The sequence below is a fragment of the Saccharothrix hoggarensis genome (assembly GCF_042678885.1).
Lineage (GTDB): Bacteria > Actinomycetota > Actinomycetes > Mycobacteriales > Pseudonocardiaceae > Actinosynnema > Actinosynnema hoggarensis.
The window spans coordinates 25,313-41,275 of the sequence record NZ_JBHTLK010000006.1; the positions used below are offsets into that span (position 1 = coordinate 25,313).

17 protein-coding genes are annotated in these 15,963 nt (G+C 70.4%); 7 read left to right on the forward strand and 10 right to left on the reverse strand.

Translation table 11 applies throughout. The annotated features are described in order from the left end of the window. Nucleotides 1-35: 35 nt before the first annotated feature. From ACFQ3T_RS02660 to ACFQ3T_RS02675, 4 genes are read right to left on the reverse strand one after another with little or no spacing between them, the layout of a single operon-like run. Complete coding sequence (locus ACFQ3T_RS02660; protein ID WP_380719345.1) at nucleotides 36-1,679, reverse strand: molybdopterin-dependent oxidoreductase; 1,644 nt, start codon at nucleotides 1,677-1,679, stop codon at nucleotides 36-38. Between the two features lie 53 nt (nucleotides 1,680-1,732). Further along, a complete protein-coding gene (locus ACFQ3T_RS02665) occupies nucleotides 1,733-2,530 on the reverse strand; it encodes an anti-sigma factor (protein WP_380719347.1) in 798 nt (265 codons plus the stop codon). Then, a complete protein-coding gene (sigK, locus tag ACFQ3T_RS02670; protein WP_380719349.1) occupies nucleotides 2,527-3,129 on the reverse strand; it encodes an ECF RNA polymerase sigma factor SigK in 603 nt (200 codons plus the stop codon). Before sigK ends, ACFQ3T_RS02665 begins: the two co-directional genes overlap by 4 nt. A gap of 45 nt (nucleotides 3,130-3,174) precedes the next feature. Then, nucleotides 3,175-3,594, reverse strand: a complete 420-nt coding sequence (locus ACFQ3T_RS02675) for a DUF4383 domain-containing protein (protein ID WP_380719351.1) — start codon at nucleotides 3,592-3,594, stop codon at nucleotides 3,175-3,177. Nucleotides 3,595-3,737: 143 nt separating this feature from the next. Here ACFQ3T_RS02675 and ACFQ3T_RS02680 point away from each other — a divergent pair, with 143 nt between their 5' ends. Further along, nucleotides 3,738-4,697 (forward strand): hypothetical protein, encoded by a 960-nt coding sequence (locus ACFQ3T_RS02680; RefSeq protein WP_380719354.1) that lies wholly within the window; start codon nucleotides 3,738-3,740, stop codon nucleotides 4,695-4,697. Here the strand turns inward: ACFQ3T_RS02680 and ACFQ3T_RS02685 are convergent. Both ACFQ3T_RS02685 and ACFQ3T_RS02690 read right to left on the reverse strand, forming a co-directional pair. Continuing rightward, nucleotides 4,682-5,434, reverse strand: a complete 753-nt coding sequence (locus tag ACFQ3T_RS02685; RefSeq protein ID WP_380719440.1) for a DUF1295 domain-containing protein — start codon at nucleotides 5,432-5,434, stop codon at nucleotides 4,682-4,684. The two genes, ACFQ3T_RS02680 and ACFQ3T_RS02685, sit on opposite strands and share 16 nt — an antisense overlap. 68 nt (nucleotides 5,435-5,502) lie before the next feature. Next, the gene (locus tag ACFQ3T_RS02690; protein WP_380719356.1) at nucleotides 5,503-6,816 is read right to left on the reverse strand and encodes a class I SAM-dependent methyltransferase; all 1,314 of its coding nucleotides are present in this window, start codon (nucleotides 6,814-6,816) and stop codon (nucleotides 5,503-5,505) included. A 117-nt stretch (nucleotides 6,817-6,933) separates the two neighbouring features. Here ACFQ3T_RS02690 and ACFQ3T_RS02695 point away from each other — a divergent pair, with 117 nt between their 5' ends. From ACFQ3T_RS02695 to ACFQ3T_RS02710, 4 genes are read left to right on the forward strand one after another with little or no spacing between them, the layout of a single operon-like run. After that, nucleotides 6,934-7,665, forward strand: coding sequence for an alpha/beta fold hydrolase (locus ACFQ3T_RS02695; protein WP_380719358.1), 732 nt, complete (start codon nucleotides 6,934-6,936; stop codon nucleotides 7,663-7,665). Then, nucleotides 7,662-8,930: an NAD(P)/FAD-dependent oxidoreductase gene (locus tag ACFQ3T_RS02700; protein WP_380719360.1), complete on the forward strand. Its 1,269-nt coding sequence runs from the start codon at nucleotides 7,662-7,664 to the stop codon at nucleotides 8,928-8,930. The genes ACFQ3T_RS02695 and ACFQ3T_RS02700 overlap by 4 nt, the downstream gene beginning before the upstream one ends. Next, the gene (locus ACFQ3T_RS02705; protein ID WP_380719362.1) at nucleotides 8,927-9,655 is read left to right on the forward strand and encodes a DUF1365 domain-containing protein; all 729 of its coding nucleotides are present in this window, start codon (nucleotides 8,927-8,929) and stop codon (nucleotides 9,653-9,655) included. Before ACFQ3T_RS02700 ends, ACFQ3T_RS02705 begins: the two co-directional genes overlap by 4 nt. Continuing rightward, on the forward strand, nucleotides 9,652-10,908 hold the full coding sequence (locus ACFQ3T_RS02710) for a class I SAM-dependent methyltransferase (protein ID WP_380719365.1): 1,257 nt from the start codon (nucleotides 9,652-9,654) through the stop codon (nucleotides 10,906-10,908). Before ACFQ3T_RS02705 ends, ACFQ3T_RS02710 begins: the two co-directional genes overlap by 4 nt. A gap of 53 nt (nucleotides 10,909-10,961) precedes the next feature. Here the strand turns inward: ACFQ3T_RS02710 and ACFQ3T_RS02715 are convergent, their stop codons facing one another. Beyond that, nucleotides 10,962-11,636: an ANTAR domain-containing protein gene (locus tag ACFQ3T_RS02715; protein WP_380719442.1), complete on the reverse strand. Its 675-nt coding sequence runs from the start codon at nucleotides 11,634-11,636 to the stop codon at nucleotides 10,962-10,964. A 1,222-nt stretch (nucleotides 11,637-12,858) separates the two neighbouring features. Beyond that, complete coding sequence (locus tag ACFQ3T_RS02720; protein WP_380719367.1) at nucleotides 12,859-13,650, reverse strand: IniB N-terminal domain-containing protein; 792 nt, start codon at nucleotides 13,648-13,650, stop codon at nucleotides 12,859-12,861. A 281-nt stretch (nucleotides 13,651-13,931) separates the two neighbouring features. Between ACFQ3T_RS02720 and ACFQ3T_RS02725 the strand changes: the two genes are divergently transcribed. Both ACFQ3T_RS02725 and ACFQ3T_RS02730 read left to right on the forward strand, forming a co-directional pair. Then, nucleotides 13,932-14,744, forward strand: a complete 813-nt coding sequence (locus ACFQ3T_RS02725; protein ID WP_380719369.1) for a hypothetical protein — start codon at nucleotides 13,932-13,934, stop codon at nucleotides 14,742-14,744. After that, nucleotides 14,725-15,072 carry a hypothetical protein gene (locus ACFQ3T_RS02730; RefSeq protein WP_380719371.1) on the forward strand — a complete coding sequence of 116 codons (348 nt, stop codon included), beginning with the start codon at nucleotides 14,725-14,727 and terminating at the stop codon, nucleotides 15,070-15,072. Before ACFQ3T_RS02725 ends, ACFQ3T_RS02730 begins: the two co-directional genes overlap by 20 nt. On the opposite strand, the gene ACFQ3T_RS02735 is transcribed toward ACFQ3T_RS02730, so the two are convergent. Both ACFQ3T_RS02735 and ACFQ3T_RS02740 read right to left on the reverse strand, forming a co-directional pair. Further along, entirely contained in the window at nucleotides 15,046-15,594 is a 549-nt protein-coding gene (locus tag ACFQ3T_RS02735; RefSeq protein WP_380719373.1) for an RNA polymerase sigma factor, read from the reverse strand. The two genes, ACFQ3T_RS02730 and ACFQ3T_RS02735, sit on opposite strands and share 27 nt — an antisense overlap. A 39-nt stretch (nucleotides 15,595-15,633) precedes the next feature. Continuing rightward, a complete protein-coding gene (locus ACFQ3T_RS02740; protein WP_380719375.1) occupies nucleotides 15,634-15,951 on the reverse strand; it encodes a hypothetical protein in 318 nt (105 codons plus the stop codon). Nucleotides 15,952-15,963 lie beyond the last annotated feature (12 nt).

Consider the following 15,963-nt stretch of genomic DNA (forward strand, 5'->3'; position numbering starts at 1 on the left):
TGGGCGGTTTCCGCGCCGGCCGGTGGCGGGCCTGGTCAGGGCCGTGCGGTGAACACGATCGTGTGCCAGCCGGCTGCGCCGTCGGGGATCGGCTCGGCCCGGTCGGCGGTCTGGGTGTAGCCGGTGCGGTCGGTGGCCCGGACTTCGAGGGTGTGCGACCCGGCGGACAGGTCGAGCTCGACCCGCCACATGCGCCAGGTGTCGACGTTGACCTCCGAGCTGAGCTTCGTGGCCTGCCAAGGGCCCCCGTCGACCCGGACCTCCACCTTGTCGACGCCCTTGTGCTGCGCCCAAGCCACCCCGGCGGCCACGAACCGGCCCGCCGGCACCTGTTCGAAGGCCTTGGGCCGGTCGACGCGGGACATGGTCTTGATCGGCGCACGTCGTGCCCAGTCGCGCTTGACCCAGTAGGCGTCGAAGTCGGCGAACGTGGTCAGCTCGGCGTCTACCAACCACTTGGTGGCCGAGACGAACCCGTACAGACCCGGCACGACCATGCGCACCGGGAAGCCGTGCTCGGCCGGGAGCGGTTCGCCGTTCATACCGATGGCCAGCAGGGCGTCGCTGTCCGGTTTCATGATGTCCTCGACCGGGGTGCCGCAGGTCCAGCCGTCCACGCTGCGCGTCGCGAGCTGGTCTGAGCCCTGCTGCACTCCGGCCTCGGCCAGGATGTCGCGCAAGGATACGCCGATGAAGTTGGTGGTCGAGATGTACGGACCTCCGACCTCATTGGACACGCAGCACAGGCTGATCGTCTTCTCCACCAACGGCCGGTTCAGCAGGTCGTCGTAGGTGAGCACGAGTTCGCGGTCGACCATGCCGTGCACGCGCAGCCGCCAGTCCTGCGCCCGCGTCCTCGGCACCGACAGCGCGGTGTCCACCCGGTAGAAGTCCGCGTTGGACGTGATGAACGTCGGCGTTCCGTCTTCGGCGAAGTCGGCGCCGGCCGGGATCGGCGGCGCGGGCTCATCCGGGACGAGCCGGATGGCACGACGGGAAGCCTCCACGTCCACCCGACCACCGACGAACTGCCCCGCCATAGCGGTCGTGCCCGCGGCAGCGGCGACGGCGGTGGACGTGATCAGGAAACGACGGCGACCCAGACCTGGGACCGACCAGTCCAGCGCACGCGTTTCTGGCTGACCGACGCTGTCCACCGTGTCGTCGACGAGCTGCGATTCATCGGCACCGGGTTTGCCCGCCGAGCTGCGGGGGGCGAGCCGGTGGAGCCACCGGAACACCAGCACACCCACGACCAGGCTGGTCAACGGTGCCAGCACGGCGATCGTGCCCAGCGTGGGGCGGGTGAGCACCGCCGCGACGCCGAGCACGCCCAGCATCGCGGCCAGGAGCGTTCCGGGCAGCGCGCTGCGGCGGGACAGCAGCCCGGCGAGCGCCGCGGCGGCGGCGATGACGAAAGCCATGCCGGCCAGCAGCACGATCTTGTCGTTCTCGCCGAACGTCCGGATCGCGAAGTCCTTCACCGGGTGAGGTGTCAGGTCGATCGCGGTGTTGCCCACGGCCAGGAACGGCGAGGCGAACGGGTCGATCAGCGCGGCCACGAGGTGTCCCGAGGCCAACGCGGCGGCCACGGCGAGCAGACCCACCGCGGCAGCCGCCCACAGGGGCAGCCGCGGCGCCGCGGGACCGGACGACTGCCTGGACCTGGTTGCGTTCATACCAGGTATTCGCAGCCGGCGACCCCGCGGATTGCCGTACGGCCGGGTATCGCTCAGACGAGCGGGAGGACCACCACGGTCGGGGTCGTGGGTAGTGGAGATCCGCCTCGCGGCTCCACGGTCAGGCCCACCGCCTCCCGGCCGGTGAAACCACCGGCGAGCAACGGATCGGGTTGTCCGTCGGAGGACGCGAGCAGACCGGCCGGACGTGGCCCGTCGGCGCCGATCAGCCACAGCTGGTAGGTCCGGTCTTCCGGCAGTCGAGCCAGCCCGTTTGCCAGGAACACCACCTGTCCCTTGGCCGGGGACGCCACCACGGTCCCCGTACCGCCACCTGCCACGTCACCGCGGACGAGCTTCGCGTCCGGTGCGGTCAGCAGTTCGGCAACCTGGCTGTTGCGGGCGTTGACCTGTTCGACGGCTTGCAGGTCGCGTTCCAGGCGGTTGTTGGTGTTGACGGCCTGGACGCCCAGCGTGACGGCGACGGCGATGCCCGCCGCGGCGGCCAGCGTCACGGTCCTGCGCAACCACAGGCTCCGAGCTGTGGATCCGCCGGGGTGCCGGAGAGGCGCTTCGGGCGGTGGGGCCGCAGGAACGTCGGTTTCCGGTGGCATTTGACGGGTGTCGGCGACGGCGGCCAGTACGCGGTCACGCAGGTGGGCCGGCGGCTCGACCGCGGCCTCGCCGGCCAGCACCGCCGTCACCTCGAAGAGATCAGCCGTTTCCTGCGCGCAGCTCGAGCAGACCGCGATGTGGTCCTCGAAGAGGTGGCGGTCATCGTCCGAGACGGCGTCGAGCACGTAGGCGCCCATAAGCGTGTGCGCTTCGATGCGCGCGGTGTCGTCGGTCATCGGGTCACCCCCAGGCAGTCTCGGAGTCTGATCAATCCGTCACGCATCCTCGTCTTGACCGTGCCCAGCGGGATGCCGAGCACGGAGGCCGTCTCCGGGTAGGTGTAGCCCTGGAAGTAGCCCAGGAGGATGGACTCGCGCTGCAGGACGGTCAACGTCGACAGGCAACGACGCACCTGCCGCTGCTCGATGCGCGCGGCGACCTGCTCACTCACCGCGTCGAAAGGGGTCTCGACATCACGGCGGGCGGCGATGTCCTCCCGCCGCGTCGCGGCCTGCGCGGAACGGACCCGATCCACGGCACGGCGGTGCGCCATGGTCATCACCCACGCCAACGCACTGCCCCGGCCGGGGTCGAAGCGGGTGGCGGTGCGCCACACCTCCACCAGCACCTCCTGCGTGACCTCTTCCGACTGCGCGTGATCGCGCACCACACGGCGCACCAGGCTGAACACCCTGCTCACCACCACGTCGTACAGCCGGGCGAACGCCCGGTCGTCGCCGCGGGCCACCAGCGCCAGCAACTCCTCGGCGGTGGCCTCGTCCCTCTCGCGGGTGTCGGCGGATACCGCCTGGAGCTTGCGCTCACGCCCTGCCATCGTGCCCCTTTCCGGTCGAATCCCGAGTCGCAGGTGAATTTGCCGTCACCTGGTGGCGTGGGTGCGACGCGCGCCGCGATCCGCGCCCACGCCCACGCCCACGCCCAGCAGCAGAAGCGCGCTGGCGAAGTGCAGGCCGTGGTCGGCGGCGTTGAGCGCGAGCAGGTTCATCGACGTCCCGCCGACGACCAACCCGAGAACACCGACGAGGAGGTACACCGCGCCCACGACGATGTTGACCTTCTTCGACACGGCCGGCCCGGCGACGGCGCCACCGATCAGGCCCGCGCCGACGAGCAGGTGCACGACGTTGTGCAGGCCGTTGACCTCGAAGATCCCCAGCAGGTGCCCGCCGTCGACGCCGGCGAACCCGTGGTCGCCGGACACGACGAACCCGAGCAGGCCGACCAGGACGTACACCGCACCGAACCCCAGACCGACCTGCTGGTTGACCGAGCGGAACATGTCATCCTCCTCAATCCGACACGTTGTCACTCCTGCTTCGGCACCGCACGCGGACCGGATTGGTCGGCAGCGAGGAACGGCTGCACATGGCCGACAAGACCTCAGCTCGGCCTTGCCGGTCGGGCGGACCCCGTACCCCGGGCATGAACGACGTGCTGTCTGGACAGGTCACCTCCGCGGCGCGAGTCGACCGGGTGCCTTCATCGGCTTGCGACGGTGTCGAACCGACCACGGCGACCGGCCACCCGAGCACCGGGACGATCCCGATCGGATGTCATCGGGCAATCGCGGTGAACCGCCGGGTGCCGTCGTGCGAATACACCCCGACGTGGATGAAGGAGGGCAGTCGCTTGACGGATGCCGTGAACAGCGGTGTGGCGGGGATGGACCGGCCTCGCTGTGGCCGTCCCACACGAACAGGTGAAGCGTGCGCTGCGGCAGTGCGGCAATCTGTCGCGTTGGGTGAGTTCGCCCCTGCCTGCAGAAAGCACTTGAACCCCGACGAGCGACGACGCATCGACCAAGAGCCATTGTGGTCACCATCGGAGCAGGTCCACTGGTTGCTCAGCCGAGCGCCGGAGGCCGCACGGGTGCTCCCGGTGTACTTGATCTCCGCTCGGTTGAAGATCCAGAAACCCGTGGTGGCCGAGGCGTTGCGGGAACTGGCCGCACAAGGCAGAGCTCTGGCTGTGGAGGACAATCGCTGTCACCTGTGGGGCACACCCGAGCGGGCGGGGCAGTGGCTCGCAGACCGGCACAACCGGAGTCGGCCGACCAACCTCGCCGCCACCCTGAAGGCCACCGAGCACCTGACGTCCCCTTCTGCGGATCGGGCGGTGGCCGATGATTCGGGTGACCAGACCGATGGCGACCATGACGACGCCGAGTGCCAGGTGCAGCCCGTCGTCGGCCGCGTTGAACGGCACGGGGTCGACCGAGGCGCCGAACCGCACCACGAGGCCGTAGAGCAATCGGCCGTGCTCGGACGTGATGCCGGGCACGAAACCGAGCACGCCGACGAGCAGGAACACCACGCCCATCAGGGCTGCGGGAAGTCTGGCCGGATGTTCGACCGAGTGCCTGCCGGTCATGGTTCGCCTTGACGGGCGGACCGCCGAGGCGGCAATGGCACGAACCCGCTCGTTCGCTCCACGTAGTCGACGTAGGCAGGACGTCGACGGCGCAGGTGCTCCTCGATCATTGGCTTGCCCGTCCCCCTCGCGAGGAGGAACGTCATGAGCACCGGTGACACGACGGTCGCCAGGCCGTACCAGGAGGAGCAGGCGAGCAGGAACAGGCCCCACCAGACGCAGGCGTCGCCGAAGTAGTTCGGGTGTCGGGTGTAGCGCCACAACCCGCGGTCGAGCACCCGGCCGCGGTTGGCGGGGTCGGTGCGGAAGCGTTGCAGCTGCCAGTCCCCGACCGCCTCGAACACCATGCCGACCGACCACAACGCCGTCGCGGCCGCGATCACCGCGGGGTGGACGCCGGTGCCGTACTGGGCGACTTGGACCGGCAGCGACACCAGCCACAGCACGACGGCCTGCGCCAGGTACGCGCGCACCAGCACGTGCAGGTGCGGGTTGCCCCTGGCACGACGGCGCATCTCGGCGTAGCGGTGGTCCTCGGGTTCACCCCGGCTGCGCGATCCGATGTGGACCGCGAGGCGAACGCCCCACACCACGGTCAGCACCGTGACCGCTGCCCGCGTCGTGGTGTCGCCGTCGCCGCCGGAGAGCAGGAACGTCGTGCCGGCGATCAACGCGAAGCCCGGACCCCAGGCGATGTCGAGGGTGTCGTGCCGATCCCTGGCCAAGGAGATCGCGAAGGTGATCGCCATGACCAGCACCACCACGGCGGCGCTGATCGCGAGGTTGACCGGAAGCCCGGCCGGCAGTTCCGGCCAGGTCACGCGTCACCGCCGGGTGCGACGTGGTCCAGTGCCAGGGGGTCGGCGCGGTGCGGCGGCATGCCGCTCGCACCGTCGGTGGTCGGGCGCACGGCGAGGATCTGGTCCACGCCCATGCGGTTGTCCTCGAAGGCCAGGGCGCCGCCGGCCAGGTAGAGCCGCCACACCCTGGCCTGACCTTCGCCGACCAGGGCGACGACCTCGTCCCACCGCCGTTCCAGGGTCGCCGCCCACTCCCGGACCGTGCGCACGTAGTGCTCGCGCAGGGCGTGCACGTCGCGGACCTCCAACCCGGCGTTCTCCAGGTGCGCCACCGTGCGGCTCAGCGGTCGCATGGTCATGTCCGGTGCGACGTAGGACTCGATGAACGCGCCGCCGCCCGGCGCCGCGGCGCCTCGTGACATCTGCTGCAGCAGCAGTCGACCGGCGGGGCGGAGCAGGCGGTGCAGGGTGGAGGCGTACACCGGGTAGTTCTGCTCGCCGACGTGCTCGCCCATCTCGATCGACGCCACCGCGTCGAACGGCTCGTCGGGGATCTCCCGGTAATCCTGCAGCCGGACCTCGACGGTGTCCCGCAGGCCCAGTTCGGCGATCCTGCGGCTGACGTGGTCGTGTTGCCGCCGTGACAGCGTCACCCCGGTGGCGTGCACGCCGTGATGGCGGGCGGCGTGCAACAGCAGTGATCCCCAGCCGCACCCGACGTCGAGCAGGCGCATCCCGGGACGCAGGTCGAGCTTGCGGCAGATCAGCTCGAGCTTGTCCCGCTGGGCGTCGACGAGTTCGTAGCCGGGTTGGTCGACGGCCCAGTACGCGCAGGAGTAGGCCATGTTCGGGTCCAGGACGAGCTGGTAGAACTCGTTGCTCAGGTCGTAGTGATGGGCGATGGCCGCGCGGTCGCGGCGGCGGGTGTGCAGACCGCCGGCCAGCCTGGCCTCCTCGGCCGGTGGTCGTGGGCGGGGACCGAGCACGCCGAGCCGGGTGGCCGTGCGCAGCAGCGCCACGCGTTCGGAGGCGGTGAGCCCGCGTCGCGGGCGGCCGGCTCGGGCCAGTGCCCAGAACCGGCGCAGCCCGGTCGTGATGTCACCCTCGACGTCGAGGTCACCGGAGACGTAGGCGCGCGCCAACCCGAGCTCATCCGGGTTCCACAACAGCCTGCGCAGGGCGCGGCGCGACCGCAGCACCACCCGTGGCCCGTCGGTCGGGCCCGCCTCGCTGCCGTCCCAGGCCCGCAGCCCCACCGGCAACGCGGTGCCCAACACCCGCTGCACGACATCGGCCAGCACCGCGGCGTGTCGCGTCTTCTTGTCCGGCACGTCGTCCCCTTCACCGTCGATTTCCCAGGTGGTTCGCAACCAGGGGCCGGACGGGTTGGTACAACCACGAAATGTGATGCGCACCACAGCACCCATCTGATGGGTGATGGGCGCCGAATGGAGATCGTGTCCCACCTCCACTCCGACGCCGGGCGGGTCCGGCAGCCCTCGATCCAGAGCTGGGATCCGCCGACGACGGCCGACTCCGCGGTGCTGGTGCTGCCGGGCGGTCGTGCTCGCAGCCGTGAACCCGCGAGCCGGGCCAACCTGGCCTACCGGCGGATGGTGCCGTTCGCCCGGGACACCAGCCGGACGGCGCCGGTCGTCTGGCTGCTGCGGTACCGGTACCGGGGGTGGAACGAACCCGACCTCGACCCGGTGCGCGACGCCCGCTGGGCGTTGGCCCGGCTGCGGGAACGGCATCCCGGAGCGCGGGTCGCCCTGGTCGGTCACTCGATGGGCGCACGCACCGCCCTCCGGATCGCCGACGACCCCGCCGTCACCGCGGTGTGTGCGTTGGCACCCTGGATCGAGCCCGGTGAACCGGTCGACCAGCTCCGCGGGCGTGCCGTCCTGCTCGCACACGGCGACGTGGACCGGTGGACCGATCCACGCGCGTCCTACCGCTACGCGGTGCGCGCGAAACAGGTGACGGCGGCGACCTGCCGGTTCGTCGTGCACGACAGCGGGCACACGATGCTGCGGCGGCGCGCGGACTGGAGCGGGCTGGTCCGCCGGTTCCTGCGCGGCGCCTTCCACCCCACCGCCACCGATCCTCTGATCGCCGAGGCCATGACCGCCCCCGCCCCGCGCGGACTCTCCGTCGCCCTGCCCCGAGGAACCCGATGACCACCAGATCGCAGCGCGTCGCCGTGATCGGCGCGGGAGTCGCCGGCCTGACCGCCGCCTACCTGCTGCAGCGCCGCTACGACGTGCTCCTGTTCGAAGCCGGGCCGCGCCTGGGCGGCCACGCCCACACCCACGACGTCGTGTCCGAGGACGGCGGCACCGTCGCCATCGACAGCGGCTTCATCGTCCACAACGAACGCACCTACCCCCACCTGCTGCGGCTGTTCGCCGAACTGGGCGTGCGCACGCAGGCGACCGAGATGTCGATGAGCGTCCGCTGCGAGGGCTGCGGCCTGGAGTACGCCGGCGCCAAGGGCCTGGGCGGGCTGTTCGCCCAACCCTCGAACACGACGCGCGGACCATACCTGAGGCTGCTCGCCGAAGTCACCAGGTTCCACCGGCACGCCCGGCGCGTGCTGGACGCCCCGGCGGCCGACGGCGTCACGCTCGCCGCGTTCCTGGCGATCGGCGGGTACAGCCGGTTCTTCGTGGACCACTTCGTCGCGCCCGTGGTGTCGGCGGTGTGGTCGGCCGACCAGGCCACCAGCCTGCGCTACCCGGCCCGGTACCTGTTCGAGTTCCTCCACAACCACGGGATGCTGTCGGTCACCGGTTCGCCGCGGTGGAAGACGGTGGTGGGCGGATCCCGCTGCTACGTGGAGCGCGCGGCCAAGCAGTTGACCGCCGTGCACCTGTCCACACCGGTGCGAGCGGTGACGCGCACCGGGCACGGTGTGGAGGTCCGCGACGACGGGGACGAGGTCCACCGGGTCGACAAGGTCGTCATCGCCACGCACCCCGACCAGGCGCTGGAGTTGCTGGCCGACGCGACCGACGACGAACGCGAGGTGCTGGGCGCGTTCCGCTATGCGCGCAACGAGACGTGGCTCCACACCGACGCCTCCCTGCTCCCCCGCGCGTCGGGTGCGCGCGCCTCGTGGAACTACCTCAAGCCCCACTGCCGCTCCGACGACGGGCCCGTGCTGGTCAGCTACCACATGAACCGGCTCATGCGGCTGGCCGAACCACAGGACTACCTGGTCACGCTCAACGCCGGCGACCGGATCGCGGAGTCGTCGGTGATCGCCCGGATGCGGTACGAACACCCGGTCTACACACCGGAGTCGGTCGCCGCGCAGCGCCGCCTGCCCGGGTTGAACACCGGACCGACCGCGTTCGCCGGCGCCTACCACGGCTGGGGATTCCACGAGGACGGCTGTGCCTCCGGCGTGCGGGCCGCCGCGGCACTCGGCGTCGACTGGTGAACGCACCCGCGCTGTACGACGCCGTGGTCACGCACACGCGGCGCCACCCGCTGCGCCGGGCGTTCCGGCACCGCACCTACCTGTGGTTGGTCGACCTCGACCGGCTCCCCACCGTGCCGCGGTGGCTGCGCCCGGTGGCGCGGTTCCGCGCCGCGGACCACCTGGGCCGCCCGGACCGGGGTATCCGGGAGAACCTCGACGCCTGGCTCGCGAGCCGAGGCGTGGACCTGCGGGGCGGGCGCGTGCTGATGCTGGCCAACGCCCGCGTCTTGGGCCACGTGTTCAACCCCATCACCGTGTACTGGTGCCACGACCCCGACGACGAGCCCGTCTGCGTGGTGGCCGAGGTGCACAACACCTACGGCGAACGACACTGCTACCTGCTGTACCCCGACCCGGCCGGGCGTGTGGAGACCGACAAGTCGTTCTACGTCTCCCCGTTCCTGACCGTCGAAGGCCGCTACGAGATGCGGTTGGCCCGGCCCGCCGAGCGGCTGTCGGTGGCGGTCAGCCTGCGACAGGGCTCGCGGACACCGTTCAGCGCCTCGCTGACCGGCGAACGACGACCGGCCACCCCGTGGACGCTGCTGCGCCTGCTCCTGCGTGACCCTCTGCCCACCCACCGGGTCAGCGCGCTGATCCGCCGCCACGGCATCGCCCTGTGGCTGCGCCGACTGCCCGTCGTCCCCCGCACACCGCACCAAGCCCAGGAAGGTGTCCGATGACCACTTCACCCACCCGTCAGCCGGACACCGCGCTCGGCGGCAGAGCAGGGCGCCGGCCAGGCTTGGACGAACCGCGCTGCTCCCCCGCGCGCGCCGCCGCCGCACGTCTGGTGTTCCAGCAGGCCGTGAGAACACTGCCGGTGCGGGTGGCGCTGCCCGGCGGCGAGCGCCTCGGCGCGGGCGGCCCGGACTCGCCCGTGATGCGGATCGTGCGCCCGGAGGCGTTCTTCCGCCGGCTCGGCGCCGACGCCAAGATCGGCTTCGGCGAGGCCTACATGGCGGGTGACTGGACCAGCACCGACCCAGCCGCTCTGATGACCCCGTTCGCCGCCCGCATGGCCGACCTCGTGCCCAGGCCGCTGCAGGTGCTCCGCCGATGGGTCGACGCACGCCAACCGGCACACGAGCGCAACACCGTCGAGGGGGCACGGCAGAACATCCACCGCCACTACGACCTGTCCAACGACCTGTTCGCCGCGTTCCTCGACGAGTCGATGACCTACTCCTCGGCCTGGTTCGCCCCCGGCAGCGACGACCTGCACGCCGCCCAGCTGCGCAAGATCGACGGCGTGCTCGACCTCGCCGACGTGCGCGCCGGCACCCACCTGCTCGAGATCGGCACCGGCTGGGGCGCGCTGGCGATCCACGCCGCCCGCCGAGGCGCCCGCGTCACCACGCTCACCATCTCCACCGAGCAGAAGCACCTGGCCGAACAGCGCATCGCCCAAGCCGGGCTCGCCGACCGCGTGCAGGTGCTGCTGCGCGACTACCGCGAAGCCCACGGCAGCTACGACGCCGTGGTTTCCGTGGAGATGATCGAAGCGGTCGGCGCCGACTACTGGCCCACCTACTTCCGCACCCTCGACCGCGTGCTCAAGCCAGGCGGCCGAGTCGGGCTGCAGGCCATCACCATGCCGCACGACCGGCTCCTGGCCACACGCCACTCCTACACCTGGATCCACAAGTACGTCTTCCCCGGCGGCCAACTGCTCTCCGTCCCCGCGATCCGGCACGCCGTGCGCCACCACACCCGACTCGCCACCACCGAACACCGCTCACTCGGACCGGACTACGCCCGCACCCTGCACCACTGGCGCACCCGCTTCCTCAACAACTGGCCCCAAGTCGCCGCCACGGGCTTCGACGAGACCTTCCGCCGCCTGTGGGAGTTCTACCTCGCCTACTGCGAGGCCGGTTTCCGCTCCGGTTACCTCGACGTGCTCCAACTCGGCCTCATCAAACACCGCCGCTGACCGGACTCCCACGACACCCACCCCGCCTCGGGGCCATCCGCGATGACCTCCTGCTACCGATCGAGGGGAAGGGCGTCGGGGTGCACCAGGTACTCGGCCACCTCGACCAGCTTGGTGTTGGTGTGCTGACTGGCCCGCACCAGCACGGCGAACGCCTGATCGCCGGTTATCTTGTGACGTCCCATGAGGATGCCCTTGGCCTGGCCGATCAGGTCACGGGTGTTCATCGCCCGCGACATCCGCGCCAGCTTCTGCGCGTCGGCCATCGCCACCGCCGCATGGGTGGCGAACAGCAGGCCAATCTGCTCGGACTCGTCGGTGAAGGCGTCCGCGTGGCCGGAGTACAGGTTGAGAGCACCCAGGTCGTCGCCGGTGACGTAGAGCTGGAACGACAGCATGCTGCCCACGCCGAGCTCGGCGGCGCGGGCGGCGAACTGCGGCCAGCGCTGTTCCTCGGCCATGTTCGGCAGCCGCACGGTGCGGTGCTCGTACAGCACGTCGATGCACGGCCCTTCGTGGAAGTCGATCTGCGCCTCGTCCACCTTGTAGACCAGCTCGTCGGAGGCGGCGGGCGTACTCATCGTCGTGCGCCCCTCGACCACCGACACCCCGGCGTACTTCACGCCCGGCACCGTGCCGACCGCCGCGTGCACGATGCCGCGCAACGTGTCCTCCAGGCTGTCTTGCCCTGGAGATAACGCGCCAAGTCCCCAACTGCATCGCCAGATCGCTCAAGGCCCCGTAGCCGATGGTATGACCCGACAACGTCTGCCCATCATTGCGGCCGGCCTCGCCGTCCTGCTCGCTGTCAGCCGTCATATGGACACCGCCTTGCCGGAGGAGCCGCCGTAGGCGGCCGGTACCGCTTCCGGGGCCGCTGACCAAGGCACTAGTCCGATCGAGAGCCGAGTCATGACCAGCGTGGGCGCCGCGGAGTCTACCCGCCAGTCACCTCCACATCGCAGCCGCGACCGCACGAACATGCCTCGCGAGTCCGGTTGACACTCCCGCGAGCGCGCTTCTCGACCTGCTCGCCGCTTTCGCGTCCGACCGCGTCGCCAGAAGGCAGGCTCGGCCCAGTTCGACAGCTGCAGCGAATGGCATCTGCGGCTCGACCGGATTAGTTGTGCCGATCGCACAGCAGAAAGACTGGAGGACGGTCCGGCGGCGGCGCCCGTGGTCCGGTTGCCCATCGAACCACAGGAGAGGCCACGAGTCGCGGTGCACCAACCCTTGCACCTCGCCCACGTGCGCCGAACCGCCGCCGGACCTGTCACCGGTCGCGTCACCCGCCTCTATCGCGAGTCTGCCGACCGGGATTCGTGTGTTTTCCTTGGTGTACGGGACCTATTGCACCAAACCTGCCTGCCGGCCGCACGCCCTACGACCCCATCGTGAACCGATGCCAGCCGCCCCGCGCTCATGCTTGTCGGACGAAATCTCCTTTTGAGCAGGGGAAAGGTCGCAACGTCAAGTTCACAGGCCTGGCCACCGGTCCAACCGGGGACTGCATGCAGTCATGACACTCATGCTCCAGGTCGGCGACCACCCACGAGTCAATTCCTTCTGTGTGAACCGAACAGGATCGACACCACCCCGCAGGAAGTACACCCCAACTAGTGCACGGCAACGAGTCGACGCCACCGGCACGCCGGCCTACCGCGTCGAGCACGCGGTGATACGGCACGGCAAGCACTTTGTCCCGCCGTGGGCCTCGGAGTCCCGCAGCGGCGGTCGAGGCTGAGAGGCACGGTGACGTACTGCTGTCGCAGTCGTCATCTGCCTGCCGGCGGATGAAACCACGCCCCACGCGCTCGGAAGTCGACTTCCCGCGGCCGGTCCCGCACCGCGGCCGGTGACGTGCGAGAGGTCCGCCCGGCCACGGAAAGTACGAGTCGCGACACAACCGAGGTGGTGGTCCGCAGCCCCCTACGGACCACCACCTGTCGCTCAGAAGTCGACGCCGTTGCCGCTGAACACGCCGCCCACGTCGACGTTGCCGATGCTGTTGGCAACGTCGGTCAGGTTGCCGACGTGGGTGATGTCGCCGACGGTGGTCGTGACGTCGCCCAGGTGGCCGACGTCGCTGAGGACGTCGCCGGTCTGGACCACGTCCTGGATGCCCAGTGCGTTGTCGGTGACGTCGCCGATGTCACCGGTCAGATGGTCGCCGGTCAGCCGGTCGTCGATCGAGGAGTCGCCGTGCAGGCCGGTGGTGACGTCCTCGACGGTTCCGCTGAGGTGCGTGGTCTCCAGCAGGTCGGTGTGGGAGGGCAACCCTTCTGCGGTGAGGTCGCCGACGACATCGGTGACGTTGCCGTGCGTGGTGGTGTCGGCGACGGTGTTCAGCACGTCGGCGTCCAGCGTGTCGGCCAGGTCGGCGGTGGTGTCACCGGCGAGGTGCTGGGCCGCGGCCGCGACACCCGCCAGCGGCGCGGTGGCGGTGTTGTCCTCGATGCCTTGGCCGAGCACGTCCTGGCCCAGGGTGAGCGGGCTGTCGCCGAGCAGGTCGAGCGCGTTGTCGGACGACAGGAGGTCGAGGGTGGAGTCGAGGTCACCGAGTCCCTGCGCCGGGGCGTAGTCCAGGACGAGCGGCAGGATCTCGTGCACATCACCCGCGTTCAGGTCGCCGAGACCGGCGGTGTTGACGGCGCCCTGCGGGTCGGACTGGAATGCGGACCGTGCCTGCGGGTCGCTGAGCAGGTTCAGGGTGAAGTCGTGCAGGGTCTGAACGGGGTCCATCTATGTGCTCCCGAGCGGTGGGCCTGGTGTTTACCGGACCGAAGTTAGGCCTCCACGTCCTTCACCACATCGGGCGACGCTCATAGTTTGATGGGCGGTCCCGCTGTAGGGGATCCACCGTGGCGGCCATTAGGGGCTCGGGCATGCCCCAGTTCGGTGAACCGATCGGGTGAGCGTGACGAACGTAGGTCAGTGCCCGTCGAGGAGGTCCACGCCCAGATGCCACCGTCCGCTTCGCCTGAGCTGGTGCTGGAACCCGCCACCGTCCGGCACTGAACCGCGTGCCCACGGCCGCGCACGTGGTGGTCAGCGGCCCCGGCGGTTGCGGGAAGACCGCGTTGCTGCGCGATTTGGGTGAGCGGTTCACCGTGGTGGACGACGCCCACCTCCAGTCCGACGAGGTGATCGCCTGGCAGGCCGGGGACAGGCGGTTGTTCGCGATCGGACAACGCGTGCCGCACCGCAACCGGCGGCTGGACGAGGCGGTCCGCGACCTCGGTCCCGATGTGGTGCGCATCCGGCTCGGGCCGCTGCGCCAAGACCAGGTCGCCGGATGCGTGCGCGAACGCGTCGGCACCGAGGTCACCGGGGACGAAGCGTCCGCGTTGTTCGACCGGACCGGCGGTGTGCCGGCCTTCCTGCTGTCCGCGGTGTCGTCCGACCCGATCGGGTCGCTGGCCCCCGTGCTGGACGCGTTCGCACCAGGCGTCCGACGGCTGGTGTCGGCTCTGGCGTTGGGCGCCCCGCTGGACCGCGACCTGCTCGGCGCGGCCCTCGACCTCGACGCCGCTGCTCTCATGCTCGCCGTGGACGGTGCCCGTGCGGCGAGCGCACTTCGCCCCGACGGCACGCTGGTGCCGATCGTCGCCCAGGCCTGCCGCGCGTTGACCGATCCCGGGCAGTGCGCGGCGACGCTGCGCGACCTGGTGGCGGCGCATCGAGGGCGGCGGCAGCCGATCCGCAGGCTCGCCGTGTCGCTGCTCGAATCGCCGATCGCCGCGATGGGGCAGGCGGAGTTGCTCGTCGCCGCCGGACGCGAGGCGATGGGGGGACGACCCGGCCCTCGCGGCGCGGTTGCTCGACGCGGCCGGTGACGTGGGCGCGTCCACCGTCAACCTGGCACCAGCGCTGGCCACGGCACGTGCTCTGGCGGGTGACCTGGACGGTGCGCTGCGCGCCGTGGACGCCGCCGCGCGCACCGAGGAAGGCTTCTTCGTCGCCGCTTCGGTGCTGGCACGACGTGGAGAGTTGGCCCGCGCCGCCGACGTGCTCGCCGGCGCGCGGTACCCACAGGCACGCCACGTGGCCGCGATCGCGCTGACCACGACGGGCTCTTGGCGCACCGCGGCACTGCGGCGCGTCCCACGTGCCGCACTGACCCGTATCACCCGGTCGTCACCCGTTGACCAGCAGGCGGCGTAGCGCCGCGAGTGCCAGGTGCAGGCGGGACTTCACCGTGCCCACCGGCACCCGCAGGCGTGCGGCCACGTCCCGCTGCGACATGTCACCGAAGTAGGTCAGCAACAGCAGCTCGCTGTGCTCACGCCGCAGCCTGCGCATCGCCACGTGCATGCGTTCGGCGGTCATGCGCAGCTCTACCTGTTCCGACGGGTCCGGCACGGTCAGCGAGAGGTCCTTGGACGCGGTCAGCGCATCGCGCGTCCTGGCCGCACGAGCCGCGCGGACCCGGTCGATCGCACGACGGCGGGCCAGCATCGTCAACCAAGTCCGCGCGCTGCCCCGCGCGACATCGTAGGTCGACGTGGCGCTCAAAAGCTCCAGGAACACGTCCTGGGCAACCTCCTCCGCTTGGGCGCGATCACCTATCACGGTGAACGCGATACCCCGCACCAACGTGACGTGCTGCCGGTACAGCAGGGTGAACGCGTCGTGATCTCCGGCGATCGCGCGGGTGAGCAGGTCCTCGGGAGAACCGTCGTCCACATCAGGGTGTTCGGCGACCACGCGCGTTCGGATTGGTGTTCAGCCCAGGAGATCCGCCACGTTCGCCCCACCGGCGCCGAGGCTGACGTACAGCTGCACCCACGCCCGGTCGATCTCCGTCGCCGGTTCGGCATCACAGAACGGCTTGCGACCGTGCGCCGTGTAGTAGCGCAACAAGGGCATCACCTCGTCGGTGCGGCGCAGCTTCTCGTCGTCGTAGCGAACACCCGGAGGATTCGCCTGGTGCGTGAGGCAGGTGATGTCGCGCGCACCCTCGTTGTCGAACAGAGGGCCGGGGTCCGGTTCAGCGGAGCACGCGACGAGCACCGCTGCGCACAGCACGACGTAGGGACGCATTGCGAGGCGACT